At 66.9% G+C, this 22,902-nt stretch carries 28 protein-coding genes and 1 pseudogene; 9 read left to right on the forward strand and 20 right to left on the reverse strand.

Annotated features, from left to right (window positions below; translation table 11 throughout):
- The first annotated feature begins 78 nt into the window (after nt 1-78).
- Nucleotides 79-1,008, forward strand: a complete 930-nt coding sequence (gene arcC / locus AB4Y36_RS12020; protein WP_368683052.1) for a carbamate kinase — start codon at nt 79-81, stop codon at nt 1,006-1,008.
- Between the two features lie 113 nt (nt 1,009-1,121).
- On the opposite strand, the gene AB4Y36_RS12025 is transcribed toward arcC, so the two are convergent.
- The 5 genes from AB4Y36_RS12025 to AB4Y36_RS12045 form a co-directional block, all read right to left on the reverse strand.
- Nucleotides 1,122-1,376: an RNA-binding protein gene (locus AB4Y36_RS12025; protein ID WP_254313976.1), complete on the reverse strand. Its 255-nt coding sequence runs from the start codon at nt 1,374-1,376 to the stop codon at nt 1,122-1,124.
- A gap of 89 nt (nt 1,377-1,465) precedes the next feature.
- On the reverse strand, nt 1,466-2,287 hold the full coding sequence (ppk2, locus tag AB4Y36_RS12030) for a polyphosphate kinase 2 (RefSeq protein WP_368683053.1): 822 nt from the start codon (nt 2,285-2,287) through the stop codon (nt 1,466-1,468).
- Between the two features lie 137 nt (nt 2,288-2,424).
- Nucleotides 2,425-2,868, reverse strand: a complete 444-nt coding sequence (locus AB4Y36_RS12035) for a PRC-barrel domain-containing protein (RefSeq protein WP_256094983.1) — start codon at nt 2,866-2,868, stop codon at nt 2,425-2,427.
- A 70-nt stretch (nt 2,869-2,938) separates the two neighbouring features.
- Nucleotides 2,939-3,511 carry a cupin gene (locus tag AB4Y36_RS12040; RefSeq protein ID WP_368683054.1) on the reverse strand — a complete coding sequence of 191 codons (573 nt, stop codon included), beginning with the start codon at nt 3,509-3,511 and terminating at the stop codon, nt 2,939-2,941.
- A 4-nt stretch (nt 3,512-3,515) separates the two neighbouring features.
- Nucleotides 3,516-3,848: a hypothetical protein gene (locus AB4Y36_RS12045; RefSeq protein WP_368683055.1), complete on the reverse strand. Its 333-nt coding sequence runs from the start codon at nt 3,846-3,848 to the stop codon at nt 3,516-3,518.
- 232 nt (nt 3,849-4,080) lie between these two features.
- On the opposite strand from AB4Y36_RS12045, the gene AB4Y36_RS12050 reads away from it, so the two are divergent.
- Both AB4Y36_RS12050 and AB4Y36_RS12055 read left to right on the forward strand, forming a co-directional pair.
- Entirely contained in the window at nt 4,081-4,257 is a 177-nt protein-coding gene (locus tag AB4Y36_RS12050; RefSeq protein ID WP_342945746.1) for a hypothetical protein, read from the forward strand.
- Between the two features lie 88 nt (nt 4,258-4,345).
- Nucleotides 4,346-4,483 (forward strand): annotated as a pseudogene (locus tag AB4Y36_RS12055) (thioesterase family protein); the annotation flags it as partial.
- Between the two features lie 12 nt (nt 4,484-4,495).
- On the opposite strand, the gene AB4Y36_RS12060 reads toward AB4Y36_RS12055, so the two are convergent.
- The 3 genes from AB4Y36_RS12060 to AB4Y36_RS12070 all read right to left on the reverse strand — a co-directional run bounded on the left by AB4Y36_RS12060 (nt 4,496) and on the right by AB4Y36_RS12070 (nt 6,949).
- On the reverse strand, nt 4,496-4,813 hold the full coding sequence (locus tag AB4Y36_RS12060) for a YnfA family protein (protein WP_368606466.1): 318 nt from the start codon (nt 4,811-4,813) through the stop codon (nt 4,496-4,498).
- A gap of 117 nt (nt 4,814-4,930) precedes the next feature.
- Complete coding sequence (phnX, locus tag AB4Y36_RS12065) at nt 4,931-5,734, reverse strand: phosphonoacetaldehyde hydrolase (RefSeq protein ID WP_368683056.1); 804 nt, start codon at nt 5,732-5,734, stop codon at nt 4,931-4,933.
- Nucleotides 5,735-5,788: 54 nt separating this feature from the next.
- On the reverse strand, nt 5,789-6,949 hold the full coding sequence (locus AB4Y36_RS12070) for a 2-aminoethylphosphonate--pyruvate transaminase (protein ID WP_368683057.1): 1,161 nt from the start codon (nt 6,947-6,949) through the stop codon (nt 5,789-5,791).
- Nucleotides 6,950-7,086: 137 nt separating this feature from the next.
- Here AB4Y36_RS12070 and AB4Y36_RS12075 point away from each other — a divergent pair, with 137 nt between their 5' ends.
- Nucleotides 7,087-7,944, forward strand: a complete 858-nt coding sequence (locus AB4Y36_RS12075; RefSeq protein ID WP_069268060.1) for a LysR substrate-binding domain-containing protein — start codon at nt 7,087-7,089, stop codon at nt 7,942-7,944.
- 15 nt (nt 7,945-7,959) lie between these two features.
- On the opposite strand, the gene AB4Y36_RS12080 is transcribed toward AB4Y36_RS12075, so the two are convergent.
- Nucleotides 7,960-8,181 carry a hypothetical protein gene (locus AB4Y36_RS12080; RefSeq protein WP_069268061.1) on the reverse strand — a complete coding sequence of 74 codons (222 nt, stop codon included), beginning with the start codon at nt 8,179-8,181 and terminating at the stop codon, nt 7,960-7,962.
- 268 nt (nt 8,182-8,449) lie between these two features.
- Between AB4Y36_RS12080 and AB4Y36_RS12085 the strand changes: the two genes are divergently transcribed.
- Nucleotides 8,450-9,121, forward strand: a complete 672-nt coding sequence (locus AB4Y36_RS12085) for a phosphoribosyltransferase (protein ID WP_368683058.1) — start codon at nt 8,450-8,452, stop codon at nt 9,119-9,121.
- Nucleotides 9,122-9,155: 34 nt separating this feature from the next.
- Here the strand turns inward: AB4Y36_RS12085 and AB4Y36_RS12090 are convergent, their stop codons facing one another.
- Nucleotides 9,156-9,452, reverse strand: coding sequence for a YciI-like protein (locus AB4Y36_RS12090; RefSeq protein WP_069268063.1), 297 nt, complete (start codon nt 9,450-9,452; stop codon nt 9,156-9,158).
- A 204-nt stretch (nt 9,453-9,656) separates the two neighbouring features.
- Between AB4Y36_RS12090 and AB4Y36_RS12095 the strand changes: the two genes are divergently transcribed.
- From AB4Y36_RS12095 to AB4Y36_RS12105, 3 genes are all read left to right on the forward strand, one after another.
- Entirely contained in the window at nt 9,657-9,977 is a 321-nt protein-coding gene (locus AB4Y36_RS12095; RefSeq protein WP_342945740.1) for a PsiF family protein, read from the forward strand.
- 311 nt (nt 9,978-10,288) lie between these two features.
- Nucleotides 10,289-10,732 (forward strand): hypothetical protein, encoded by a 444-nt coding sequence (locus tag AB4Y36_RS12100; RefSeq protein WP_368619964.1) that lies wholly within the window; start codon nt 10,289-10,291, stop codon nt 10,730-10,732.
- 127 nt (nt 10,733-10,859) lie between these two features.
- The gene (locus AB4Y36_RS12105) at nt 10,860-11,447 is read left to right on the forward strand and encodes a YSC84-related protein (RefSeq protein WP_069268066.1); all 588 of its coding nucleotides are present in this window, start codon (nt 10,860-10,862) and stop codon (nt 11,445-11,447) included.
- A 23-nt stretch (nt 11,448-11,470) separates the two neighbouring features.
- Here AB4Y36_RS12105 and AB4Y36_RS12110 read toward each other — a convergent pair whose 3' ends face one another.
- The 10 genes from AB4Y36_RS12110 to mltG form a co-directional block, all read right to left on the reverse strand.
- Nucleotides 11,471-12,538: a glycosyltransferase family 4 protein gene (locus AB4Y36_RS12110; RefSeq protein ID WP_069268067.1), complete on the reverse strand. Its 1,068-nt coding sequence runs from the start codon at nt 12,536-12,538 to the stop codon at nt 11,471-11,473.
- A 190-nt stretch (nt 12,539-12,728) separates the two neighbouring features.
- Nucleotides 12,729-13,895: an AAA family ATPase gene (locus AB4Y36_RS12115; protein ID WP_368683059.1), complete on the reverse strand. Its 1,167-nt coding sequence runs from the start codon at nt 13,893-13,895 to the stop codon at nt 12,729-12,731.
- A gap of 103 nt (nt 13,896-13,998) precedes the next feature.
- Complete coding sequence (gene otsA, locus AB4Y36_RS12120; protein ID WP_069268069.1) at nt 13,999-15,405, reverse strand: alpha,alpha-trehalose-phosphate synthase (UDP-forming); 1,407 nt, start codon at nt 15,403-15,405, stop codon at nt 13,999-14,001.
- Nucleotides 15,406-15,447: 42 nt separating this feature from the next.
- Nucleotides 15,448-16,758: a mechanosensitive ion channel family protein gene (locus AB4Y36_RS12125; protein WP_368683060.1), complete on the reverse strand. Its 1,311-nt coding sequence runs from the start codon at nt 16,756-16,758 to the stop codon at nt 15,448-15,450.
- A gap of 205 nt (nt 16,759-16,963) precedes the next feature.
- A complete protein-coding gene (locus AB4Y36_RS12130) occupies nt 16,964-17,326 on the reverse strand; it encodes a Rap1a/Tai family immunity protein (RefSeq protein ID WP_069268070.1) in 363 nt (120 codons plus the stop codon).
- An 84-nt stretch (nt 17,327-17,410) separates the two neighbouring features.
- A complete protein-coding gene (locus tag AB4Y36_RS12135) occupies nt 17,411-18,136 on the reverse strand; it encodes an ankyrin repeat domain-containing protein (RefSeq protein WP_368683061.1) in 726 nt (241 codons plus the stop codon).
- A gap of 67 nt (nt 18,137-18,203) precedes the next feature.
- Complete coding sequence (locus tag AB4Y36_RS12140) at nt 18,204-18,989, reverse strand: TatD family hydrolase (RefSeq protein WP_342945738.1); 786 nt, start codon at nt 18,987-18,989, stop codon at nt 18,204-18,206.
- Nucleotides 18,990-19,040: 51 nt separating this feature from the next.
- Nucleotides 19,041-20,084, reverse strand: coding sequence for a DNA polymerase III subunit delta' (locus AB4Y36_RS12145; protein WP_368683062.1), 1,044 nt, complete (start codon nt 20,082-20,084; stop codon nt 19,041-19,043).
- An 87-nt stretch (nt 20,085-20,171) separates the two neighbouring features.
- Entirely contained in the window at nt 20,172-20,792 is a 621-nt protein-coding gene (tmk, locus tag AB4Y36_RS12150; protein WP_368683063.1) for a dTMP kinase, read from the reverse strand.
- The gene (gene mltG / locus AB4Y36_RS12155; RefSeq protein ID WP_069268075.1) at nt 20,793-21,803 is read right to left on the reverse strand and encodes an endolytic transglycosylase MltG; all 1,011 of its coding nucleotides are present in this window, start codon (nt 21,801-21,803) and stop codon (nt 20,793-20,795) included.
- A gap of 77 nt (nt 21,804-21,880) precedes the next feature.
- Here mltG and AB4Y36_RS12160 point away from each other — a divergent pair, with 77 nt between their 5' ends.
- Entirely contained in the window at nt 21,881-22,900 is a 1,020-nt protein-coding gene (locus AB4Y36_RS12160) for a folate-binding protein YgfZ (protein WP_368683064.1), read from the forward strand.
- Nucleotides 22,901-22,902 lie beyond the last annotated feature (2 nt).

Genomic DNA, 22,902 nt, shown 5'->3' on the forward strand with positions numbered 1-22,902 from the left:
CGCGCGGCCGGGTTGCAAACCCGGTAACGCGGTGCATGCGCCCCGCTTCACCGACACGCATCACCTTGGGAGTCAGACATGCGAATCGTGATTGCGCTTGGCGGCAACGCGCTGCTGCGTCGCGGCGAGCCGATGACGGCAGAGAACCAGCGCGAGAACGTGCGCCTCGCGGCCACCCAGATCGCGCAGATCGCGCAGGGCAACGAACTGGTGATCGCCCACGGCAACGGGCCGCAGGTCGGCCTGCTCGCGCTGCAGGGCGAGGCCTACAAGGACGTGCCCGGCTACCCGCTCGACGTGCTCGGCGCGCAGACCGAGGGCATGATCGGCTACATGATCGAGCAGGAACTCGGCAATCTCCTGCCGTACGAGGTGCCGTTCGCGACCATCCTCACCCAGGTCGAAGTGGACGCGAACGATCCTGCGTTCCAGCATCCGAGCAAGCCGATCGGCCCGGTCTATACGAAGGAGCAGGCGCAGAAGCTCGCCGCGGAGCGCGGCTGGGCCATCGCCCCGGACGGTGACAAGTTCCGCCGTGTCGTGGCGAGCCCGCGGCCGAAGCACATCTTCGAGATCCGCCCCGTGAAATGGCTGCTGGAGCGCGGCACGATCGTGATTTGCGCGGGCGGCGGCGGCATTCCGACGCTCTACGGCGAAGGCCACAAGCTGGGCGGCGTGGAGGCGGTGATCGACAAGGATCTATGCTCCGCCCTGCTCGCGCAGGAGCTGGAGGCCGATATGCTCATCATCGCGACCGACGTGAACGCCACGTACGTCGACTGGAGCCAGCCGTCACAAAAGGCGATTGCGAGCGCGCATCCCGACGAACTGGAGAAGCTGGGCTTCGCGGCCGGGTCGATGGGTCCGAAGGTCATGGCGGCCGCGGAGTTCGCGCGCAACACCGGCAAGGATGCGGTGATCGGCGCGCTGGCCGATATCGTGGCGATCACCCAGGGCAAGGCGGGTACGCGCGTGAGCACGCAGCAGCCGGGTTTGATCTTCTATTGAGGCTGGCCTTTACGGTTCGCGGGCGGCCGCCTCGAAACGGTGCCTGAAAATGCAGGGCGCGCACCGCAGCTGGCGTAGCCGCGGTGCGCGCCCTGTTGTGTAGTTGCGTGCGCCTATTCCTCGCGTGCGGGCGGCATGACCTGAGCGCTGATGGTGTGCTCGCGCCAGAACAGGTTGTTAATGCGGCCCTGCAAGCGGCGCAACCCCTCCTCGCTCGCGGCGTGGAAGGTGAGCAGCGCGCCGGGACGGCCCGCTCCCTCGATGCGCTGAATCGCGTCGTACGGCGGGAAACCGTAGCGCTCCAGAAACTCGTTGATTTCGGCGTCGGTGACGTGTTCGTCGATATTACCCAACAGCAGCTCGGCCATGGTCTACCTCTCGTGAGCGTTCAATCGTGATAATAGTGTGGTTTGATCCGGCGCGACGACAAGCTGCGCCGGGTCGGACGCGATGCCGCTCAGTACTTCTCCTGCACGTAACGGTAACGATAGTCCGGGTCGCGGTAGCCTTGTGGCTTCTGGCGCTCGGGCAGCGTGACCTTCTCGCGCGGCAGCGCCTTGTACGGAATGGTGTTCAGGATATGGCTGATGACATTCAGACGCGCGCGCTTCTTGTCATCGGATCGGACAACGAACCATGGGGATTCCGGCGTATCCGTCATGTCGAACATCTCGTCGCGCGCGCGTGAATAGTCGTACCAGCGGCTATACGACAGCAGGTCCATGGGCGAAAGCTTCCAGATCTTGCGCGGGTCGTTGATGCGCCCTTCGAGGCGCCGGGTCTGCTCTTGCTGGCTCACTTCGAGCCAGAACTTGATGAGGATCGTGCCCGAGTCGATGATGGCGCGTTCGATGAGCGGCACGCCGCGCAGGAATTCCGTCGCCTGTTCCGGCGTGCAAAAGCCCATCACGCGCTCGACGCCCGCACGGTTGTACCAGCTCCGGTCGAACACCACGATTTCGCCCGCGGCGGGCAGCAGCGGCAGGTAGCGCTGGAAGTACATCTGCGACTTCTCGCGCTCCGTGGGCGCGGGCAGCGCGAATACGCGAAATACGCGCGGGCTGACCCGATCGGTGAGCGCCTTGATCGTGCCGCCCTTGCCTGCGCCGTCGCGGCCTTCGAACAGGATGCATACCCTGAGGCGCTTCTGGACCACCCACTCCTGCAAGCGAACGAGTTCGCCATGCAGGCGCCCGAGTTCCTTTTGATAGGCCTTTTCGCTGAGTTTTTCTGCCGGCGCGGCTGCGCTCGCGGCCTTGACTTCCTCTTTCTTCGCCATTGAATCGCTCCCCGCTTCAGACGCCTCACATGAGGCATCCATCCACTATGGTGGGTGGACGGGGAGCGCGCAATAGGACTTTGGACTCAGGCCCTGGCGGTCTTGACCTCCGGCAATCACGCTCACCTACGAGCGCGTCATTCGTGCGCGTAGTTGAACTCGGGCATCGCCTTCAGCTGGTCCTTGTCGGCCTGCAGCACGATCTGCTTGCTGTCGATGCGCAGGTCGTTGAACGGCACGGCCACGAGATGCTTGCCCAGACCGAGGAAGCCGCCCACGGAGAGAATCGCGAAGGCGCCCTGGTTAGGCGACTCGAGCACGATGTCGTCGATCGCGCCGATCTTGCTGCCGCTATTGTCGTAGACGTCTGAGCCCACGAGCTTCGAGGCGCGAAATCCGGTGCCAGACTGCACCGTCGCCATGCGCTGCACGGCGATCGATTGCGGTGCGCCCTGCGCGAGCGCGGCAGACGGTACGCCCAGCGCACAGCCGAACGTGCACCCGAACGAGACGACGAGCGCACAAGCGCGGCGACAAGCCAGGTCTCGCATATTCAGCGGGCGATTCGATTGTGTCGTCATGGTATCCCCCTATCCCTTGTGCGAATGCACGGCGAATACCGCCTGAAGGCAAGCGCTGTGCCTGGCGCGCTCACGCCTGCGCGAGCCAATGCTCGATCAATGGCCCCCGTTCGCCGCAAATGGGATCGCTTGCGGGATACGGCAGCGCCTGCATGGCGCGCAACTCCGCCGACGTCAGCGCGTCGCGGCGGATGTCCCACTGCTGCCCGCGCGGATAGCCGCCCGCTACGCGAAAGCCGCCGGCGAGCGACAGCAGGCAATGACCGGTGCCGGCCGGCAGCAGCAGCGCGTCGCCGGCATGCACGCGCAGCACGCGCCCGCCCGGGCCGCCGAGAATCAGCTCGGCGGTGCCGGCGAACACGCCCAGCACCTCGTGCGCCGTGGAATGGAAATGGTGATAGTCGAATACGCCGTCGAGCCATTGTACCGGCCAGCCGTTCGCCTCGAAGCGTTCGTTGAATGCCTGTGCAAGGTCATGGGCACCTGGCGCCAGCGCGCGCCGATAGACGATGACGGGAAGCCGGGCGTTGTTCGGCACCCAGCCGTGCGCGGCGAGGACGAAAGTTTCGACGCCGCTTTCGCGTTGGGCCGGACGGCTTTCGCGCAGTTTGCGCGGAAAATGAAAGGCGCGATCTTCATGCATCGTCTTACTCCCTCGCAGCGCTGCCGCCCGCGGCGGCCGACGCGCCCGCCGCGCCGTTTGCCGGCTTTTTTGCGTGATGCGGTTTGTGTTTCGAGGAATGTGTCGTTCGCGTCGCCTGTGCGCCCTTGCTGGCGGGCACGCCCTTCTCGACGCCCTGGGTCGGCGCCGGGTACACGCCGTTGGCCTTCGCCCCGCTCGACTCGGTGGCGGGCGCCGTGGTCGGCCGATCCGCGCCGGTGTTGTCCTGCGCGAGCGCCGCGCCCGCCGCTGCTCCTTCCAGGACGAGTGCCAGCGCGAGCGCGCCGGGCGCGAAAATCTTCGTCGGTGGGGTGTGCATGGTGATCGGTCCTCCTTCAGTACGTTGCGAGCCCGGATGCCAGGACCCCGCACCGTCGAAGCGAGCTGACCGCGCCGGTCCCGGCTTGATAAGCAGCAACCCGCGTACCGGCCCCGGCGACCCGCGGGGCACGGCGTTTGCGCCGAGCCGGGCAAATCGATTCGCGCGAAGGCGAGGCCGAGGGGCTGCGACGCCCCATCTGGCGCACGCTTCGTGTATCCCGGAGAGGTTTATGCGTTCGAATTTCCTGCCCGCCGCTCGTGTTGGCCGCGGCCCCGAGGCTCATCTGCCGACCGAGGAGCCCGACGATCCGCATCGTCCGCCACCTCCTCCGGTACCGGACAGCGAGCCGCCGCCCGTACCGGAAGGCGATCCTCCGCCTGAAGCGCCACCCGAGCGCCTGCGCTAGCGCGCTTGCGCCGCCATGGCGCGGCAGCGCTCAACCGGTGGCTCGCAAGCGGCGCGACGGGGCGGCCTTCACCTCGGGCCATTCGTCCATCACGCGGCCGGCCGATGGCGCGCTCATCGCCATGGCGAAATCGGGCTTCGTGTTCTTCGACTACGAAGCGAAAAAGGTCGTGCCGATGCCGCAGGCCTTCCGCGACAAGTTTCCGCAAGTCAATACGCGCTGCTGAGCCTGGATTCGCTCAGCGCGGCTGGAACATGATGAGCGCCATGCCGGCTAGCGTGAAGCCGATGCCGGCCCAGTCCCAGGGGCTCGGCCTGATCGCCTGGACGGCCCAGAGCCAGAGAATCGCCACGCAGACATAGACGCCGCCGTAGGCCGCATAGGTGCGCCCGGCGGCCGTGGGATGGAGCGTGAGCAGCCACGCGAAGAGCGCGAGCGAGGCAGCGGCGGGCACGAGGAGCCACCCACTCGCGCCTTCGCGCAGCCAGCGATAAGGCAGATAGCAGCCGATGATCTCGGCGAGCGCGGTCACGACGAAAAGCGCAAACGTCTTCATGGGCGGCGGCTAGTGGCTGGGGCGCCCATGGTAACGCAGGCGGCGAGGCCGCCTGCGCGTTCTTCGCAACATACCGCGCTGTTCCCCTCTGTTCCCCTCAGTTCCCTTCGGGTCGCCTCAGGGCCGCTCGCCGCGGGCCAGCCGCGCTTCGATCTCGTTCACCACGGGCAGCAGATCGGCGACGCTGTCGATCACGTAGTGCGCGCCCGCCGCACGCAGGCGTTCCGCGGCCGCGGCGCGGCGGCGCGCGAATTCTTCGGGCGCGAGCGCGCGAACTTCTTCCTCGGTCAGGCCGAACGCGTTGCCGCTCACCGCGACACCCACCGCCCACGTCCCGCCGTTGATGCCCTCCTCGATGCCGACTTCGGTGTCGTCCACCTTGATCGCGTCGCGCGCGAGCCACACGCCGAGCTGCGGCAGCGTGCGGTAGATCATGTATGGCGACGGCCGGCCCTCGGGCGTGTCGCCCGTGCAAACGATGCTGTCCGGATCGAAACCCTGAGCCTTCGCGCCCGGCACGATCTGGTCGATGATTTCGCGCGTGTAGCCCGTGGTCGAGCCGATGCGTACGCCGTCGGCACGCAGCGCGGCGGTCACGGCCGCCACGCCCGGAATCACGTCGCTGTACTGCGCGGCCACGGCGACGTTCTTTGGCACGAAGACGTCGTACACGGCGTCGATATCGGCTTCGCCAGGCGCGTGGCCGTAGTGCGCTTCCCACGCCGCCGCGACGCGCGGCAGCGCCATCAGCGCCGCGATGTGCGGACGCTTGGCCATGCCCATCGGCCCGCGCGCCTCGTCGATCGTGATCGGCACGCCGAACTGCTCGAAGGTCTCGACGAACGCGCCCATCGGCGCGCGCGAACCGTAGTCGACCACGGTGCCCGCCCAGTCGAAAATTACTGCCTTGACGTGTTTCATTTCATGCGTCCTGCTAAGAAATCGATGATGTGGAGTCTTGACGATCTGTGCGTATTACGCGGCGAGCGCTTCGCGTGCGCCGAGGTCGACCGGCGCGGGCGCAGCGCTTGCCACGCCGAGCGTGCGCAGCGCTTCGCCGCACGCGGCCACGACGCGGCGCATGACGGTCTCGTCGAGTGCGCCGATGCAGCCGACGCGAAAGCTCTCCACGCTCGTCAGCTTGCCCGGATAGATGATGAAACCCTGCGCCTTCATCAGTTCGTAGAAGCGCGCGAAGTCGAATGCGGGATCGGCCGGCGAAAAGAACGTGACGATGATGGGCGAGCGCCAGGCTTCGGTCAGCAGCGGCTCGAAACCGAGCCCGCGCATGCCCTCGACGAGCACGTCGCGATTGCGCGCATAGCGTGCAAGGCGCCCCGGCTGACCACCTTCGAGCGCGTGCAGACGCAGCGCCTCGATGAACGCGGCCACCGCGTGCGTGGGCGGCGTGAAGCGCCACTGGCCGGTGCGGTTCATGACGTCCCACTGGTCGAAGATATCGAGCGCGAGCGAGTGGCTCACGCCCTTTGCGTTGTTCAGGACTTCCTTCTTTGCGATCACGAAGCCGAAGCCCGGCACGCCCTCGACGCACTTGTTGGCCGAGGAGACGAACGCGTCGCAAGGCAGCGTGCGCACGTCGAGCGGCACCGCGCCGAACGCGCTCATCGAGTCGACCAGGAGGCGCCGCCCCTGGCGGGCCGTCACGGCCGCGATCTCCTCGATCGGGTTCAGAATGCCCGAGCTGGTCTCGCAGTGCACGACGACGACATGTGTGATGTCCGGGTTCGCGATCAGCAGCTGTTCGACGTCTTTGGCGCGCGCCGGCAGGTAGTCGCCGGTGTCGTGCACGGTGTGCTCGCGACCCAGGTAGCGCAGCGTCGTGGCGATGCGCTTGCCATACGCGCCGTTGGCGAGCACGAGCGCGTGGCCATTGCGCGGCACGAAACTGCCGAGCATCGCCTCGACGCAATAGCTGCCGCTGCCCTGCAACGGCACGCAGTCGTATTCACCCTGCTCGTCGCCCGCGATCTGCAGCAGCGCGGCGCGCAATTGCGCGGTCATGGCGCGGAAGTCGGCGTCCCACGAGCCCCAGTCGCGCTGCATCGCGGCCTTGGTCGAGGCTGCGGTCGTAAGCGGTCCGGGGGTCAGGAGATACGGCTCGGCGGGGGTGGTCATGCGGGCTCCAGTGGGCGTCGGGACAGTCGATCCCGACACGTTAGCGCAGCGCCGTCCATCGGTAAAATCGATATAATCGATGTCGATATAAGTTGAACTTATCCCCAGTTTTTCTCCTGTCGCCGGAGTGCTTCGACATGCAATACGCGCAATTGCGGGCTTTTCACGCGGTCGCCGAACACGGTGGGTTCTCACGCGCCGCGCAGGCGCTCTCGCTCACGCAGCCGGCCGTATCGGACCATGTGCGGCGGCTCGAACAGGATTTCGGGGTCAAACTCTTCGAACGCGGCCCTCGCGGTGTGGAACTCACCGAACTCGGGCGACGACTCTTCGCGGTGACGCGTCAGATGGTGGGGTGTGAGCGCGACGCGCGGCGGCTTCTCGAAGCGGCAGGCGCGCTCGAATCGGGCGAACTCGCCCTCGCCGCCGACGCGCCCGACCTCGCCATCAAGCTGATCGGCGCGTTCAGGCGGCGCTATCCGGGGGTGGTGATCAAGCTCTCGATCGCGAACGCGACGGAATGCATGCGCCGCGTCCTCGCGAGCGAAGCCGACGCCGCGATCACGGCCGCGCGTCAGGTTCACAGCCGGCTGCAGGCCCGCGTGCTGCGCGAGGAACCGCTGGTCGCGGTCGTGCCCGCCGAAAGCCCCGCCGCGAAAAAGCGCCGCATGACGTACGAGGAACTCGTGCGCGAGCCCATGGTGTTTCGCGAAACGCATTCGGTCACGCAGCAGTTGCTCGAAGCCGAACTCGTGCGCAAAGGACTGCAGGTCCAGCCCGTGCTCTACGTGGATGGCCGCGAGGCCTTGCAAACGGCCATTGCGCAGGGCGTGGGCGTGGGTGTGATCGCGCATGCGGAATTTGGCGAGTCGCGGCGCATTCGCATGCTGCCACTCGTGGACTGCCAGGTGCGCATGGTCGAATCGCTTACGCGCCTCGCCGACACGACCTCGTCGAATCTGCTCGACGCGCTCTTTGCCATTCCGCTCGATTGAGCGGCGGGAGGGCCGTCAGGACACCACGATAGCGGTGCCGACGGCATGGAGCAGATCGCGCAGCGTTTCGGCCTGCTCCATGCGCGCGCCGTGGCGCAGGTGAATCCGCAGCGCCCGGCCCGCGATGCCGTCGACCGGGCGCGCGAGCCACAGCTCGACGGCGAGCCCGAGGCCGTCGGGGGCATCGGGCACGACCGGTTCGACGACGCGCGGCTTGAAGGAGGCGGATTCGGACATGGCAAGACCTCGTCGGTGGCGGGATCGACTTCATCGTAGCGAGGCGATACGCCCGCGCCAAACGAGAAATCCGCGTATGCAAATGAGCGCCGCCCCGCAATGGATCGCGCGGGCAGTGGCATGCACGACCGCTCGCATTGCGCGCCGCTTCGTGGAAGCCGGCGAGGTGCCCTTTTTACCAGCAGCGTGTGGCCGCGAGTGGCAAACTGAACGCATCGTTGCGCGGCCCTTGGCCAGTTTGCCTGCAACGAGATGGGAGGACCTCTTCATGGAACGCCCCTTTACCGATCGCCGCGAGGCGGGCCGTTCGCTCGCCGGCCCGCTCTCGGCCTACGCGGGCAGACGCGACGTCATCGTGCTCGCGCTCCCGCGCGGCGGCGTGCCCGTAGCCTATGAAGTCGCGAAGGCGCTGCAGGTGCCGCTCGATGTCTTGCCCGTGTGCAAGCTTGGCCTGCCCTGGCAGCCGGAACTCGCCATGGGCGCGCTGTCGTCGAACGGCGCGCAGTACGTGGACAGTGCGCTCGTACGCAGCGCCGGCGTGAGCGAGGCCCAGTTGCAGAGCGCCATGGCGCTCGCACGCATCGAGCTTGGCCGGCGCGAGGCGCGCTATCGCGGCGAGCGTGCTCCGCTTGCGGTGGCGGGCCGTGTGGCGGTCATCGTCGACGACGGCATGGCCACGGGCGCGTCGCTCAAGGCAGCGGCGCTCGCGCTCGCCACGCTTGGCCCCGCGCGCATCGTCGCAGCGCTGCCGGTCGCGCCCTCGGGCTCGCGGGACCGGCTCGGCAGGACGGTGGACGAATTCGTCTGTGCGCGCATGCCCGAGGCGTTCTACAGCGTCGGCCAGTTCTATCTCGACTTCGATCAGGTCAGCGACGACACCGTGCGCGAGCTGTTGGCTCAAGCTGCGGCGAACGACGCGCGCGGCGACGCGCAGAGCTAAGCCGCGCGGGTTGCGCCGCCGCTGCACTTGCGCCTTATTTCACCGGATTCGACGCCGCTTCGCCCACCACCGTTTGCCAGGGCCGCACGCGCCAATGCTTCACGAGCCCCGAAAGCACGTACGGGTCGGCGCGCGCGAACGCTTCGGCCGCGGCCGGACTGTCGCCCTGGAAAAGCAGCAGCGCGTTGTCGACGGGATCGGCAACCGCACCCGCCAGGAGCAACTCGCCGCGTTCGACAGCCGCCCATGCCAGCTTCAGATGCGCGCTGCGGTGTTCGGGGCGGCGTTCGAGGTAGTCGTCTGCGAGTTCGTACATCAAGAGGTAATGCATGCGCGTTCTCCGTGTCGTTGCGGCCACGCCGGACTGGATCGACGGCCGATAGCGAACATTGTGCAGCAGCGCGCGCGTCAACCGAACACATCGCTGCGTCGTTTTAATGGCAGCTTTGCCATAATGGCGGCGCGCGCGAGGCGCACCGGCCTTTACGGCTGGCCGCACGTCAACTGAGAACGTCCAAAGTCAAGGGAGTGAACGATGAAGATGCAATCCGTCATTGCTGCAATCGTGCTGGGCGGCGTGCTGGCCGCGCCGGCGTTCGCACAGACCGCCGCACCCGCTTCCGCGCCGGCGGCGAACAGCCAGCAGAACAAGATGAAGGCATGCAACGCCCAGGCCGGCGACAAGAAAGGCGACGACCGCAAGGCATTCATGAAGCAGTGCCTTTCGACTGCCGGCGCTCCGGCTCCGACGATGACCCAGCAAGAGCGCATGAAGGCGTGCAACGCCCAGGCCGGCGACAAGAAGGGCGACGACCGCAAGGCATTCATGAAGACCTGCCTCTCGACGAAGAGCTGAGCGAAGCGGGTTCGGGAACGCTCCCGCACCCGTTTGCGCTCGCAGGATCCGCGCGCCGCAGCCTTTGCTGCGGCGCGTTTTTTTATGCGCTGTTTTTGTGCGTTGCAGCGCCCGTGTCTTCGGTTGTGCGAATCATCGTCGACGGATGCGAAATCGTGCAGGTTTGCGCGGATTTGCGTCATGACCCGCATTCGGACGTGCCGTTTTTCTCCTATGATGGCTGCAGCGGCGGCCCCTCCCCGCGAAATCACACATTAGCCATCGGGCTGCCGCGTTGACGTTGATGCCAATGGCATCGAACGGAGGCGCAGATGGCATGGAGACACAAGAACCGCTGGTTTCGCCGCTGGCTCATGGTGATCACCTTCTGGCTCGTGCCGGTGATGATCGTCGCGGTGCGCGAGGTTCAGGACGAGATGGCGTATAACCGCGCGGATCTGCAGCGCGCGCTGACCTCCTGGACCTTCACCGACGCCGAGCGCGACGCCGGCGCCCCGCTGCGCTGCCACGGCACGCCCGAAACCGCGCGTGCAGCCGGCTGCCCCGCCGTGGTGCTCGCGGCGAACGCACAGCGCCAGCAGGAAGCGCGCGACGAATACGCCGTGCGGCGCACGACGCTCGCAGGCTACCTGTGGCACGCGTTCGTCGGCTACTGGGTCGTGCCCGCTGCGGTGCTGCTCGCGATCGGCGTGCTCATCGGCGGGGTGAAGCGCGCCTTGCGTCGGCCCACGGCCAAGCCCGTGCCGGAGCGCTAGCGCGTTTCGTGCATGCCCCAGCGCACAGCGGTGTGCTGCGCAGCTTCAAAGAGCGGGTCGGGACGTTCGGGTATAACGACGGGACGCCGTGACATCGCGGCGCCCGGCAACTAGAACGGAGAACAAGATGAACGCATCTCGCATGCTTTTGAAGGCTTCTGTCGCAATCGCCGTCGGCGTCGCGACACTCTCGGGCTGCACCACCACCGGCAGCCAGGCCCCCAGCCCCGCGACCAATGCGTCGCGCGCCGACTCGATCAACTCCGACGTCGACGCCACCCTGTCGCGCCTCTATCAGACGGTGCCGGGCTCGCGCGAACTGGTCGGCAAGGCTCGCGGCATTCTGGTGTTCCCGCGCGTGATCCAGGCGGGCATCGGCGTCGGCGGCGAACACGGCGACGGCGCGCTGCGCGTGGGGGGCAGCACGGTTGGCTTTTACAGCACGTCGTCGGCGTCGGTTGGCGCAACGCTCGGCGTGCAGTCGAAGTCCGTCATCTATCTCTTCATGACGGAAGACGCGCTGGCGAAATTCCGCAATTCGAGCGGCTGGTCGGCAGGCGGCGACGCGTCGGTCGCGCTCGTGAAGGTCGGCGCGAACGGCTCGATCGACACCACCACGGCCACCCAGCCCGTGCAGGTCTTCGTGCTCACCAACAGCGGGCTGATCGGCGACCTCTCGCTCGGCGGCACGAAGATCACGAAACTCGAGCTCTAGGCGCCCCGCGGACGTCCGTGCGCTCAGCTCGCGGACGTATCGATCACCTTGAAGCGCGAACGCTTGTTCGCGCGAATCACCGCCTCGTACGCCTGCACGTACTCCTGCGCCATGCGGTGCGAGGTGAAACGCTCTTCGAAGCGGCGCCGCACGCCGGCGCGCGGAACGCGCGCGATGCGGTTCACCGCCGCCACGGCGCCGATCTCGTCCTCGACGATAAAGCCCGTCACGCCCTCTTCCACCACCTCCGGTACGGCGCCGCGATTGAACGCGATCACGGGCGTGCCGCACGCCATCGCCTCGATCATCACGAGGCCAAACGGCTCCGGCCAGTCGATCGGGAACAGCAGCGCATGGGCGCCGGAGAGGAATTCGGCCTTCTGGCTGTCGTTGATCTCGCCCACGTACTCGACGTGCGGCAGCGCCAGCAACGGCTTGATGTCGCGCTCGAAATACTCGCGGTCGGCTTCGTCGACCTTCGCGGCGATCCGGATGAGCAGCCCGCAGCGCCCGGCAATGCGTATCGCCGTGTCGACGCGTTTTTCCGGCGAAATACGGCCGAGAAACGCAAGATAGCGCTGCTCCACAGGCTGCGGCGTGTAGAGCGTCTCGGGCAGGCCGTGGTAGACCGTGCGCAGCCAGCGCGCTTGCGGCATCGGCTGGCGCTGCGCATTGGAGATCGAGATGACGGGCGCGGTGTTGAACGTATCGAAGACCGGCTGCTGCTCGGGCAGGTCGAGACGGCCGTGCAGCGTCGTCACGAACGGCGTTTCCTGGCGCTTGAACACCGAAAACGAGTAGTAGTCCATATGGAAATGCAACACGTCGAACTGGTCGGCCTGGCGGCGCACCATTTCCATGAGGAGCATGTGCGGTGCGATACGGTCGCGGATGCCGGGGTCGAGCCGCAGCGCTCGTGGCCACACGGGCTCGAGCTTCGCGCTCGTGAGCGAATCGCCGCTCGCGAACAGCGTGACGTCGTGCCCGAGTTCGACCAGCGCTTCAGTGATATACGACACGGCGCGCTCGGTGCCGCCATAGAGCTTCGGCGGGACCGATTCGGTCAGCGGGGCGATCTGCGCAATTCTCATCGTGTGTCTCCAGGAAACGGGGCCGCGTTGCCCGTTCTTGCGGTGCCGGTCATTCTAAGCCAGGTCCGGGCGGCCATCGGCGACGCAGCAGTTATCCCATTATTCGGCAAGCCGGGCTCGCGCGCCGCCAGTCTTTCAATTTCTATACGGTGTTACATGCCGAAACAACCCCTGCGTTTGCCCTACCGGCCTATCTGGCGGGCCATTTCCAGGCCGGCACGTCGAGCGTGTCGGGGTCGGCGAACCCGGTTGCGCCGAGGCGCCGTTCGAGCACGACCGACTGGCTGCCGGCCTCGCGCTCCAGCGCCGCCACGAGCCGCGCCGCGTGCGAGACGACGATGACCTGCGAGTGCCGCGACGCCCGCGCGATGAGCCGCGCGAGCGACGGCAGCAGGTCCGGATGCAGGCTCGTCTCGGGCTCGTCGAGCACCAGCAGGCCCGGCGGCCGCGGGCTCAGCAGCGCCGCCGCGAGCAGTAGATAGCGCAAGGTGCCGTCCGAGAGCTCCGCGCCACGCAGCGGCCGCAATAGCCCCTCCTGGCGCAGCGCTACCTCGAAGCGCCCTTCGTGATTCACGATTTCGACGCGCGCGCCCGGAAAGGCGTCGCCGATGGCGGTATCGAGCGCCTCGCCGTCGCCGATCTCGCGGATCGTCTGCAGCGCGGCGGCGAGGTTGGCGCCGTCGTCGGCGAGCACCGGCGAATGCGTGCCGATCTGCACCTGGCGCGCGCTCGCGTGCTCGTCGGTGCGGAAGTGGTCGTAGAAACGCCACGAGCGAATCTGCTCGCGCACGGCGATCATTTCGGGTGCGCTGCGCGGGTCGGCGTACTCGGTCATCATGCTGTCGAAGCTCGCCACGGGCTGCGCGAGCGTCGTCCATTCGCCCGCGGCGTCGCGGATGCGGATCATCGGCCCCTGGCGATCCACGAGCAACGCCGAGGGCCGCAGGATCGGCCCGCTCCAGATGCATTCGCGCTTGATCACCGGGTCGAGCGAAAACTGCGAAGTGGACGAAGGCAGCGGCAATCCCAGATCGATCGCGTAACCGAAGGCGTCGCCCGCGAAGCCCAGGCGCAGGCTCACCGCATCCTTGCGTACCGTGCCCTGCACCGCGTATTCCCCAGCGGTGACGGCGCGCGAGAAGCGCTCGGGGCCCGCCCACAGCGTGGATTGCAGGCCGCCCTCGCGCGCCAGCGACGGGATCACGCCGCCGCGGGCGGTGAGCGCGAGCAGACGCAACGCGCGATAGAGATTCGACTTGCCACTGCCGTTCGGACCGGTCACGACGTTGAGCGCACCGAGCGGCACGATGAGCTCGCGCAGCGAGCGGTAGTTGGCGATGGCGAGCGTAGTCAGCATGAAGGTGCGCGGGGTGGCGTGGCAGTCGCACTGCGGATGCGTGGATCAGCCACGCATCATACGCAATCGTGCCGGCGCGCGAACCGCCTGTGCCCCGTATCGTTCAGCGCGGCTGGGGCACCGCCGCGAGGTCGCGCAGGAAGGTGTCTCGCCACACGCCGAGGTCGTTGCGTCTGAGCGCCTCCATGTTGGTCTGGTAGCGCGCCTGGCGCTCTTCGAGCGGCATCGAGAGCGCGCGTTCCAGCGCTTCCGACATACCGGTCGCATCATGAGGATTCACGAGCAATGCGCCCGTGAGTTCGGCCGCCGCGCCTGCGAAGATCGACAGCACGAGCACGCCCGGATCGCCGGGATTCTGCGCGGCCACGTATTCCTTGGCGACGAGATTCATGCCGTCGTGCAGCGGCGTCACATAGCCGATCTGCGACTCGCGAAAGAGCGACATCAGCTTCCAGCGGTCGTACTGCTGGCTCAGATAGCGGATCGGCGTGTAATCGAGGCCAGAGTAGCGGCCGTTGATGCGCCCGGCTTCCCGCTCCAGTTCCTCGCGTATCACCTTGTAGCTCGCGACATCCGAGCGTGTGGGCGGCGCGATCTGCACGAGCGTGACCTTGCCGCGCCATTCGGGCGACGTTTCCAGCAACTGCTCGAACGCATGGAAACGCTCGACGAGCCCTTTCGAATAGTCGAGCCGGTCCACGCTCATGATGAGCTTGCGCCCTTCCAGACTCTGCTTGAGGTCGAGCACGTGCTGGCGGCTTTCGTAGCGCGCGGCCTGCTCGGCGATCTCGTCCGGAAACACGCCGATGCGGTAGACCCCCGTGCGCAGCTTGCGGCCATACGCCTCGACCTCGCCGTGCTCCGGATTCTCTGCGCGCTCGCGAACCTTGCCGCGCGCCTCGCGCGCGATGTAGTCGTGGAATGCCTGCTGGTCGTTCTGCGTCTGGAAGCCCAGCAGGTCGTAACAGCACAGCGACCTGACGAGTTCGTCGTGCGGCGGAATGGTCTGCAGCACCTGCGGCGATGGAAACGGAATATGCAGGAAGAAGCCGATGCGGTTGCGAACGCCTTCAGAGCGCAGCGCCTCGGCGAACGGAATCAGGTGGTAGTCGTGCACCCAGATGTTGTCGTCCGGGTGGATCAGCTTCATGAGCTTGTGCGCGAGCCACGCGTTCACGCGGCGATAGCCCGCGTATTCGTCGCGCTCGTAGCGCGCGAGGTCGTTGCGGTAGTGGAACACCGGCCAGAGCGTGGCGTTCGAGAATCCGCGGTAGTACTGATCGTAGTCCTTGCGCGTGAGGCCGACGGTCGCAAAGGTGACGTGGCCTTCTTCGACGAGCGTCGGCCCCGCGTTCGCCACCGTCTCGCTCACCACGTCGCCGCTCCAGCCGAACCACACGCCGCCCGCGTCCTTCAGCGCGCCGAATACGCCGACCGCGAGGCCGCCTGCCGAGCCCTTGGTCTCCGTCGGCGTCGCCACGCGGTTCGAGACGACTATCAGTCTGCCCATCTTGCTGTTCCTCCTCCTTTCCCTCTCGACCGCTGGCAGCGGTTATCCACCATTATCGCGGCGGCTTTCGGTCGCCGGCTCGCGGGCGTCGGTGGCTTGCGCTGCCTCGGCCCCCTTAGCCGCTTCGGATGCCGGCCGCGCCGGGCGGTGCGTCTCCAGCTCCTCGCCGTCTCCCGGCACGCGCGTGCCCGTCACGGGATCCGCCTCCGTATGGGCCGCCGTGCTCGCCGCCGCCTGCCGCGCGGGGCGGCGCACGAAGGACGGCAGTTCCCCGGTGCTGCTTTCGAGCTCCGCCGAAACTTCAGCGCGCGCACGCGGCAGGAACTGCGGATAGTGCTCGTTGACGAAATCGAGCAGCCCTTCGCGCACGCGGCAGCGCAAATCGAAGTTCAGGCCGGAGTCGCGCGAACTCACCAGCACGCGCACCTGCATCGCGCGCTCGTTGGCGTCGGTGACCTGTAAAACCTGCACACGGCGGTCCCATTCGGGCGCACCGTCGACGATGCGCGCGAGCGCCTCGCGCAGCGGCGCGAGCGGCATGCGGTAGTCGAGCCACAGAAACACCGTGCCGATGATCTGCGAGCTGCTGCGCGTCCAGTTCGCGAACGGATTCTCGATGAACCATTGCAGCGGCACGATGAGCCGCCGCTGGTCCCAGATCCGCACCGAAACATAGGTGCCGGTAATTTCCTCGATGCGCCCCCACTCGCCCTGGATCACGACCACGTCGTCGAGCCGGATCGGCTGCGAGAGCGCGATCTGCAAACCGGCAATCAGATTCCCTAGCACGGGGCGTGCCGCGATACCGGCGACGAGACCGGCAACCCCGGCCGAAGCCAGCAGGCTCGCGCCGATCTGCCTCACGTTCGGGAAGGTCATGAGCGCCGCGCCCACGCCCACGATGATGATCAGCACCATCACCGTACGCGCGAGCACGCGGGCCTGGGTGTGGATGCGGCGGGCCTGGAGGTTGTCGGCGATGTCGAGCGGATGGGCGGCGATGATGGCCTCGCCGATCGCTGCCGCGCAGCGCACCGAAAGCCAGGTGATCGCGGCGATCAGCGCGAACGCGCACAGCTCGCGCAGGCCGCTGATGTGCCTGAGCGTGTCGGGCGCCTGCCACCAGACGAATTCGATCGCGAGGATCGCGAGCACGGCGAGCGCCGGTTTGCGGATATAGCGCAGGAACACGCTGACCCGCGGATACGGGCGCGCGATGCGCAGCAAGACGCGGCCGCCGACCCAGTGCAGGCCGAGCGCGAAAACGAGCGCGAGCGCGCTCACGAGCAACGTGCCGAGCCAGTCGTGCAGCGGCGCGTCGGTGAAATGGGAGAGATCGTCGAGTGTCGGCATCTGCGGCCAGTTCCTCCTGAGCATCCTGAGCAAAGGGCGACTCTTGGAAACGGCACGGGCGCAGGCCCGCGGACGGCCTCGGCGAGGGTGAACGCTGGCCCCGCTGCGGCCTCGATGATGAACGGCGCGGCGGCGGTCGGTGCCGCGCCGTGTTTGCAGCTATATCTAACTACGGACTACGGGTTACGACTTGAACCCGCCGGCTTCAACTCCCGCTGCCGGTCTTGCAGGGAAACGCCTTGCCCAGCCCGAGCGAAATGGCAGTACTGGCGTTGTAGCCGGCCACGTTCGGGTTGTCGGCGATGTACTTGCGCACCGCGTCGGTGAGTTGCGCCGAGCGCGCATCGGGCGGCAGGCAGAAGTATTGACCCACGCGCGGCCCGGTAGTGCCGCCGATGGCGTCGATGGTGTTGAAGATGCCGTCCGCGGCACCTTCGATATAGGCAGCGCATGCACTGCGCGAAGCCACGTCGGTCTTCGTGCAGAGCCGGTTGAGGTCGCTTGCCGTGAATGCGAAAGCGGAGAGCGGCAACGCCATCGCGCCCGCACAGATCAGAACCCGCAGCATGGTTCTCCTTGAGTTGTCATGGGGAGCGGCGCATCGAGCGCCGCCGGGCGGCCGCGTTGGTGCAGTGCGGCCGTCTTAGCCCCATTATTTTGCACTGTTTTGCGGCGCTGCCGGGCTCGCCGTGGAGAGGCCAGCCTGCGTCATGCGCGCCGTGAGGTCCTTGATCGCATCCGGCGCCTTGTACTGGCGCGCGAAATCGAGCGCCGTCATGCCGATCTGGTTCTTCGCGCCAAGCGTCGCGCCGTGCTCGAGCAGCATCTGGAGCGTCGTGAGATGGTCGCCGCGTGCGGCCATCATGAGCGGCGTCGTGCCGTTGGGCGACAGCGCGTTGACGTCGGCCGAATAGCCGATCAGGAGCTTCGCGACATCGTCGTTGCCGTTCGCGGCGGCGTAGTGCAGCGGCGTCCAGCCCTTCTTGTTGACCTCGGCACCCTTGGTAATGAGGAGCTTCACGAAGTCCACGTCGCCGTTGAGCGCGGCGAGCATCAGCGCGTTTTCGCCTGCGCGGTCTTCAGCGGCGATGTTCGTCTTCGGGTTGTCGAGCAGCACGGCCCCGACCTTGTCGGACTTCTCGCGCGCGGCCAGCACGAGGAGCGGCATGCCCTGGTCGTCGGTGGTATTCGGGTCCATGCCTTGAGCGAGCGCCTTTTGCACGCCCTTGTCGTCGTCGAACTTGACGCTCTTGATGAGCGAGTCGATCGGAGCGGCATGCGCCGCGGCGCCGAACAGGGTGGCGGCGACGCCGAGCACGAGCGCGGCGGCAGTACGGCGGACAGGGTTGGCGGCGTGCGGAAGCGGTTTCGAGTTCATGTCAAGCCTTAACGTTATCTGCTATCTCGTTGATATTTAAAATCATTGACAGCACGCGGTTCGCGATTCAGGCCTGCGGCTGGATCTTGAAGAGCCGGAAAAAGTTCTGCGTGGTGACAGCGCCAAGTTCGGCGTCCGGCAATCCGCGTTGCTGCGCAATGAATCTTCCGACATGGCTCACGTACGCAGGTTCATTGGGTTTGCCACGAAATGGCACCGGCGCGAGGTACGGCGAATCGGTTTCGATCAAAAGACGCTCGATCGGCACACGGCGCGACACTTCCTGCACATCGGTCGCGCTCTTGAACGTCACGATGCCCGAAAGCGAGATGTAAAAATTCTGCGCGAGTGCGCGCTCGGCAATCGCCCACGGCTCCGTGAAGCAATGCATTACGCCACCCGGTTCGCCCGCGCGCTCCTCTTCCATGATGCGCAGGGTGTCGTCCGAAGCGGCTCGCGTATGGACGATGAGCGGCTTGCCCGTGGCGTGCGCCGCGCGAATGTGCGTGCGAAAGCGCTCGCGCTGCCATTCCATGTCGGCGATCGTGCGTTCGCCCAGGCGATAGTAATCGAGCCCCGTTTCACCGATCGCCACCACTTTCGGGTGCGCAGCCAGTTCGACCAGCTCGGCCACGGTCGGCTCGCGCATGTGCTCGTGGTCGGGATGCACACCGACCGACGCGTAGACGTTCTCGTAACGGCTCGCGATGTCGAGCACCGAAGGCAGCGTCTCGAGGTCCACCGACACGCACAGCGCGTGCGTGACGGCGTTCGCGCGCATGTTCTCGAGCACCTGCGGGAGGCGGTCGCCGAGGCCCTCGAAGTTGATGTGGCAATGCGAATCGACAAACATGGATGGTCCTGCGATAGAAGATTCGGGCCTGATCGGGTACGTCAGCGCCCGTCAGGCGAACAATTCACGATAGCCGAGAAAGAGTTCCTCGAACACGAGGCGCGCATTCAGCGGATGGTTTTCCACGGCGCGCTGGCGCGTGACCGTCTTCAGGTAGCGCGCCAGCGCCGCGGCGTCGAGCTTCGCGGCGCAGCGCGCGAGGCCGCCGGCGGCCTGCGGAAAGTAGCGCGGGCGCCCCGCTGTGCGTTCGGCGAGCAGGTCGTAGACCCAGCGCTGCAGCCAGCCGAGCACGAGCGGCACCGGCAGCTTCTGCAGCGTCTCGCCGCACGCAAAGGCGTCGCAGGCGGGGCCCGCCGCGAGCTGGGCCAGGGTCCAGTCGCGCAGCGTGCGGTTTTCGTCGTGCGCGAGCGCGAGCGCCGCGAGGGGCGCGCCGCCGGCTTCGGCGAGCAGCGCCGGCGCGTCGTCCACGCCCTGCTGCGCGAGCCAGGCCGCAGCGGCTGCGGGCGCCGGCGTGCCCATGGGCCACTGGCGGCAGCGGCTGATGATGGTCGGCAGCAGGCGGTCGATGCGCGCCGAGACCACGAGGAACACCACGCCCGCGGGCGGCTCTTCGAGCGTCTTCAGCAGCGCGTTCGCGGCGGCGACGTTGAGCGCCTCGGCCGGATACAGGACGACCACGCGCAGGCCGCCGCGATGCGAGCCCACGCCCGTGAAGTCAAGCAGCGCCCGCACTTGCTCGATGCGGATTTCCTTGCTCGGCGCGCGGCCCTTCTTGCCCTCTTCGCCGTCGGCCTTGTCGGCCTTTTCGGCTTTGGCCTCGTCGTCGCCGGCCTGGCCGATTTCGCCCGCCAATGCCTCGGGCACGACGATGCGGTAATCCGGATGATTGCCTTGGACGAACCAGTTGCAGGCCGCACAGGCGCCGCATGGCTCGCCATTGGCCTGCGGCGCTTCGCAGAGCAGCCCCTTCGCAAGATGCTGCGCGAACTGGAGCTTGCCGATGCCCGCCTGGCCATGCAGCAGGAGCGCGTGCGGCCAGTGGCTGCGCAGTTGCTGCAGGCGTTGCCAGTCGTCGGTTTGCCAGGGATAGATCATCTTCTGAATCAATCGGTTAAGCGGCCTTCTACAGAATTCACATGAAGCTCGCGCAGCCCTATAAGAGCGCCAAATATCGCTTTGAAATCAAAGCGCTACGATCACTTGCTCGAGTTTTTTGCGAATCGCGTCGATGCCCTGCGACGAATCGACGATCGCAAAACGATACGGCGCCTCTTCCGCGCGGCGCAGGTATTCGGTGCGCGTGCGCTTGAAGAACGCATCGGACTCGCTTTCGAAGCGATCGGGTTCGCGCGCCGCGCCGCGCCGCTCGCTCGCCGTATCGGGCGGCAGGTCGAACAGCACCGTCAGGTCCGGCTGGAAACCGCCCTGCACCCAGCGCTCCAGCGTTTCGAGCTTGTCGCGCGGCAGCCCGCGGCCGCCGCCCTGGTAGGCGAAGGTGGCGTCGCTGAAACGGTCGGACAGGACCCAGTCGCCGCGCGCGAGCGCGGGCTCGATCACCTTGGCGAGGTGCTCGCGGCGCGCCGCGAACATCAGGAGCGCCTCGGTTTCGAGGTCCATCGGCTGATGCAGCACGAGTTCCCGGATCGACTCGCCCAGCGGCGTGCCGCCGGGTTCGCGCGTCATGACGACCGTACGGCCCGTCGGCGCGAGTTTCTGGGCGAGTTGATCGCAAAACCAGGCGAGATGCGTGGTCTTGCCCGCGCCGTCGATGCCCTCGAACGTGATGAATCGGCCCCGCGCCATTTAATTTCCCCGGATGTATTTGTCGACGGCCTTGTTGTGGTCGACAAGATTGTCAGAAAAGACGCTGCTGCCGTCGCCGCGCGCCACGAAGTACAGCGCAGCCGTCGATGCCGGATTGAGCGCCGCCTGGATCGCCGCGACGCCGGGCAGCGCAATGGGCGTTGGCGGCAACCCAAGGCGCAGGTAGGTATTGTAAAGAGTGTCCGACTGCAGATCGCGCTTGCGCAAATGCCCCGCATAGTTGTCGCCCAGACCGTAGATCACGGCGGGATCGGTCTGCAGCGGCATGCCCACTTTCAGGCGATTCGAAAACACGGCCGCCACGAGCGCGCGGTCGGCGGCGCGGCCCGTCTCCTTTTCGACGAGGGACGCGAGCGTCAGCGCCTCGTAGGGCGACTTGAGCGGCAAGCCGGGGGCGCGCGCGGTCCATGCTTCGTTCAGACGCGTCTGCATCAGGTGATACGCGCGTCGATAGACATCGAGATCGCTCGAGCCCTTGTCGAACAGATAGGTGTCGGGGAAAAACAACCCCTCGCCGCTGCCGTTCGGCGCCGGCGGCGCGCCGATCGCGGCGAGCAGCTCGGCGTCGCTCATGCCGGCCGTGTCGTGGCGCAGTGCGGGGTTCGCGTCGAGTTCGGCGCGCATATGCTTGAAGGTCCAGCCCTCGATGATGGTGGCGACGGACTCGTTCACGTCGCCGAGCGCCATTTTCTGCAGCACCTCATAGGGCGTGATGCCCGCCTTGAATTCGTAGTTGCCCGATTTGAGCTGGCTCTGCAAACCGAGCACGCGCGTCATGAGCACGAAAAGTTGCGTCTGCACGGGCACGCCGCCGCGCCGCAATTGCAGCGTGACACTGCGCACGGTGCTGTGCGGCTTGATGGTGACGTCGAGCTGTGGGGCGGCCAGTTCGAGCGGCGTGGTGGCCCAGCGCCACACGCCGCCTGCCGCGGCGGCGCCAATCACGACTAGCGCGGCGCCGGCAACAAGGCATTTCTTCAGAAGGGACATGGAAACACGACTCAGGGGGACCTCATATAATAACTGCTTGCCTTCGCTAAAGTCAGGATTGACTGTTCCCCGAATCCATGAACTCACCGCTCGATCCCGCTTCCACGCTTTCCGCTCCTGAAGCCACGGCCGACTTCGACGCCGTTCTGAAAGGCGGCGCCTACGCGATCCTGCCGCAGTTCGGCGTGATCGATGCCAATGGCGACGACGCCGCGACCTTCCTGCACAGCCAGCTCACCAACGACGTCCAGCATCTCGACGTGGCCGGCGCGCGCCTCGCGGGCTACTGCTCGCCCAAGGGCCGTCTGCTCGCCTCGTTCCTCACCTGGAAGACCGGCGACACGATCCGTCTCCTGATCTCGAAGGACGTACAGGCGCCGGTGCAAAAACGCCTGTCGATGTTCGTGCTGCGGGCCAAGGCCAAGCTCACCGACGACAGCGACAAGCTGCTCGTAGTGGGGCTCGCTGGCGACGTGCGCGGCGCGCTTGCGAGCGTGTTCGACGCGCTGCCCGACGGCGTGCACGTGAAGGTGGACGACCCCGCAGGCACGCTGATCCGTGTGCCCGACGCGGCCGGCGTGCTGCGTTATCTGTGGGTCGGCCCGAAGCAAGCGGTGCAGGAGCGCCTCGCGAAGCTCGAGGGTTTGGTCGAGCGCGTGTCGCCGGCGGTGTGGGACTGGCTCGACATTCGCGCGGGCGAGCCGCGCATCACGCAGGCCGTGAGCGAGCAGTTCGTGCCGCAGATGGTCAACTACGACGTGCTGGGCGGCGTGAACTTCCGCAAGGGCTGCTATCCTGGCCAGGAAATCGTCGCGCGCAGCCAGTATCGCGGCACGATCAAGCGCCGCACCGCGCTCGCCAATGTGGCCGCGAATCTGGACGCCGCGCATGCGGGGGCCGAGCTTTTCCATTCGGACGACCCGAGCCAGCCGTGCGGCATGGTCGTGAACGCCGCCGCCGCGCCCGAGGGCGGCGTCGATCTGCTCGCCGAGATCAAGCTTGCCGCACTCGAAACGGGCAGCGTGCATCTCGGCGCCGCGGACGGCCCCGCGCTGCGCGTGTTGCCGCTGCCGTACGCGTTGCCGGCCGAAATTTGACG

The organism is Paraburkholderia sp. BR10936, assembly GCF_040965735.1.
GTDB classification, from domain to species: Bacteria; Pseudomonadota; Gammaproteobacteria; order Burkholderiales; family Burkholderiaceae; genus Paraburkholderia; species Paraburkholderia nodosa_A.

Bases quoted from the DNA above. Each gene is read 5' to 3' on its own strand.
- AB4Y36_RS12105 (WP_069268066.1), top strand. From the start codon at position 10,860: ATGAACGCATCTCGCATGCTTTTGAAGGCTTCTGTCGCAATCGCCGTC.
- AB4Y36_RS12125 (WP_368683060.1), bottom strand. From the start codon at position 16,758: ATGCCGACACTCGACGATCTCTCCCATTTCACCGACGCGCCGCTGCAC.
- AB4Y36_RS12050 (WP_342945746.1), top strand. From the start codon at position 4,081: ATGCGTTCGAATTTCCTGCCCGCCGCTCGTGTTGGCCGCGGCCCCGAG.
- mltG (WP_069268075.1), bottom strand. From the start codon at position 21,803: ATGTCCCTTCTGAAGAAATGCCTTGTTGCCGGCGCCGCGCTAGTCGTG.
- AB4Y36_RS12160 (WP_368683064.1), top strand. From the start codon at position 21,881: ATGAACTCACCGCTCGATCCCGCTTCCACGCTTTCCGCTCCTGAAGCC.
- AB4Y36_RS12090 (WP_069268063.1), bottom strand. From the start codon at position 9,452: ATGCATTACCTCTTGATGTACGAACTCGCAGACGACTACCTCGAACGC.
- AB4Y36_RS12095 (WP_342945740.1), top strand. From the start codon at position 9,657: ATGAAGATGCAATCCGTCATTGCTGCAATCGTGCTGGGCGGCGTGCTG.
- AB4Y36_RS12075 (WP_069268060.1), top strand. From the start codon at position 7,087: ATGCAATACGCGCAATTGCGGGCTTTTCACGCGGTCGCCGAACACGGT.
- AB4Y36_RS12040 (WP_368683054.1), bottom strand. From the start codon at position 3,511: ATGCATGAAGATCGCGCCTTTCATTTTCCGCGCAAACTGCGCGAAAGC.
- AB4Y36_RS12045 (WP_368683055.1), bottom strand. From the start codon at position 3,848: ATGCACACCCCACCGACGAAGATTTTCGCGCCCGGCGCGCTCGCGCTG.
- otsA (WP_069268069.1), bottom strand. From the start codon at position 15,405: ATGGGCAGACTGATAGTCGTCTCGAACCGCGTGGCGACGCCGACGGAG.
- AB4Y36_RS12080 (WP_069268061.1), bottom strand. From the start codon at position 8,181: ATGTCCGAATCCGCCTCCTTCAAGCCGCGCGTCGTCGAACCGGTCGTG.
- AB4Y36_RS12085 (WP_368683058.1), top strand. From the start codon at position 8,450: ATGGAACGCCCCTTTACCGATCGCCGCGAGGCGGGCCGTTCGCTCGCC.
- AB4Y36_RS12100 (WP_368619964.1), top strand. From the start codon at position 10,289: ATGGCATGGAGACACAAGAACCGCTGGTTTCGCCGCTGGCTCATGGTG.
- AB4Y36_RS12130 (WP_069268070.1), bottom strand. From the start codon at position 17,326: ATGCTGCGGGTTCTGATCTGTGCGGGCGCGATGGCGTTGCCGCTCTCC.
- AB4Y36_RS12145 (WP_368683062.1), bottom strand. From the start codon at position 20,084: ATGATCTATCCCTGGCAAACCGACGACTGGCAACGCCTGCAGCAACTG.
- ppk2 (WP_368683053.1), bottom strand. From the start codon at position 2,287: ATGGCGAAGAAAGAGGAAGTCAAGGCCGCGAGCGCAGCCGCGCCGGCA.
- AB4Y36_RS12135 (WP_368683061.1), bottom strand. From the start codon at position 18,136: ATGAACTCGAAACCGCTTCCGCACGCCGCCAACCCTGTCCGCCGTACT.
- phnX (WP_368683056.1), bottom strand. From the start codon at position 5,734: ATGAAACACGTCAAGGCAGTAATTTTCGACTGGGCGGGCACCGTGGTC.
- AB4Y36_RS12070 (WP_368683057.1), bottom strand. From the start codon at position 6,949: ATGACCACCCCCGCCGAGCCGTATCTCCTGACCCCCGGACCGCTTACG.
- AB4Y36_RS12025 (WP_254313976.1), bottom strand. From the start codon at position 1,376: ATGGCCGAGCTGCTGTTGGGTAATATCGACGAACACGTCACCGACGCC.
- AB4Y36_RS12060 (WP_368606466.1), bottom strand. From the start codon at position 4,813: ATGAAGACGTTTGCGCTTTTCGTCGTGACCGCGCTCGCCGAGATCATC.
- tmk (WP_368683063.1), bottom strand. From the start codon at position 20,792: ATGGCGCGGGGCCGATTCATCACGTTCGAGGGCATCGACGGCGCGGGC.
- arcC (WP_368683052.1), top strand. From the start codon at position 79: ATGCGAATCGTGATTGCGCTTGGCGGCAACGCGCTGCTGCGTCGCGGC.
- AB4Y36_RS12110 (WP_069268067.1), bottom strand. From the start codon at position 12,538: ATGAGAATTGCGCAGATCGCCCCGCTGACCGAATCGGTCCCGCCGAAG.
- AB4Y36_RS12115 (WP_368683059.1), bottom strand. From the start codon at position 13,895: ATGCTGACTACGCTCGCCATCGCCAACTACCGCTCGCTGCGCGAGCTC.
- AB4Y36_RS12140 (WP_342945738.1), bottom strand. From the start codon at position 18,989: ATGTTTGTCGATTCGCATTGCCACATCAACTTCGAGGGCCTCGGCGAC.
- AB4Y36_RS12035 (WP_256094983.1), bottom strand. From the start codon at position 2,868: ATGACGACACAATCGAATCGCCCGCTGAATATGCGAGACCTGGCTTGT.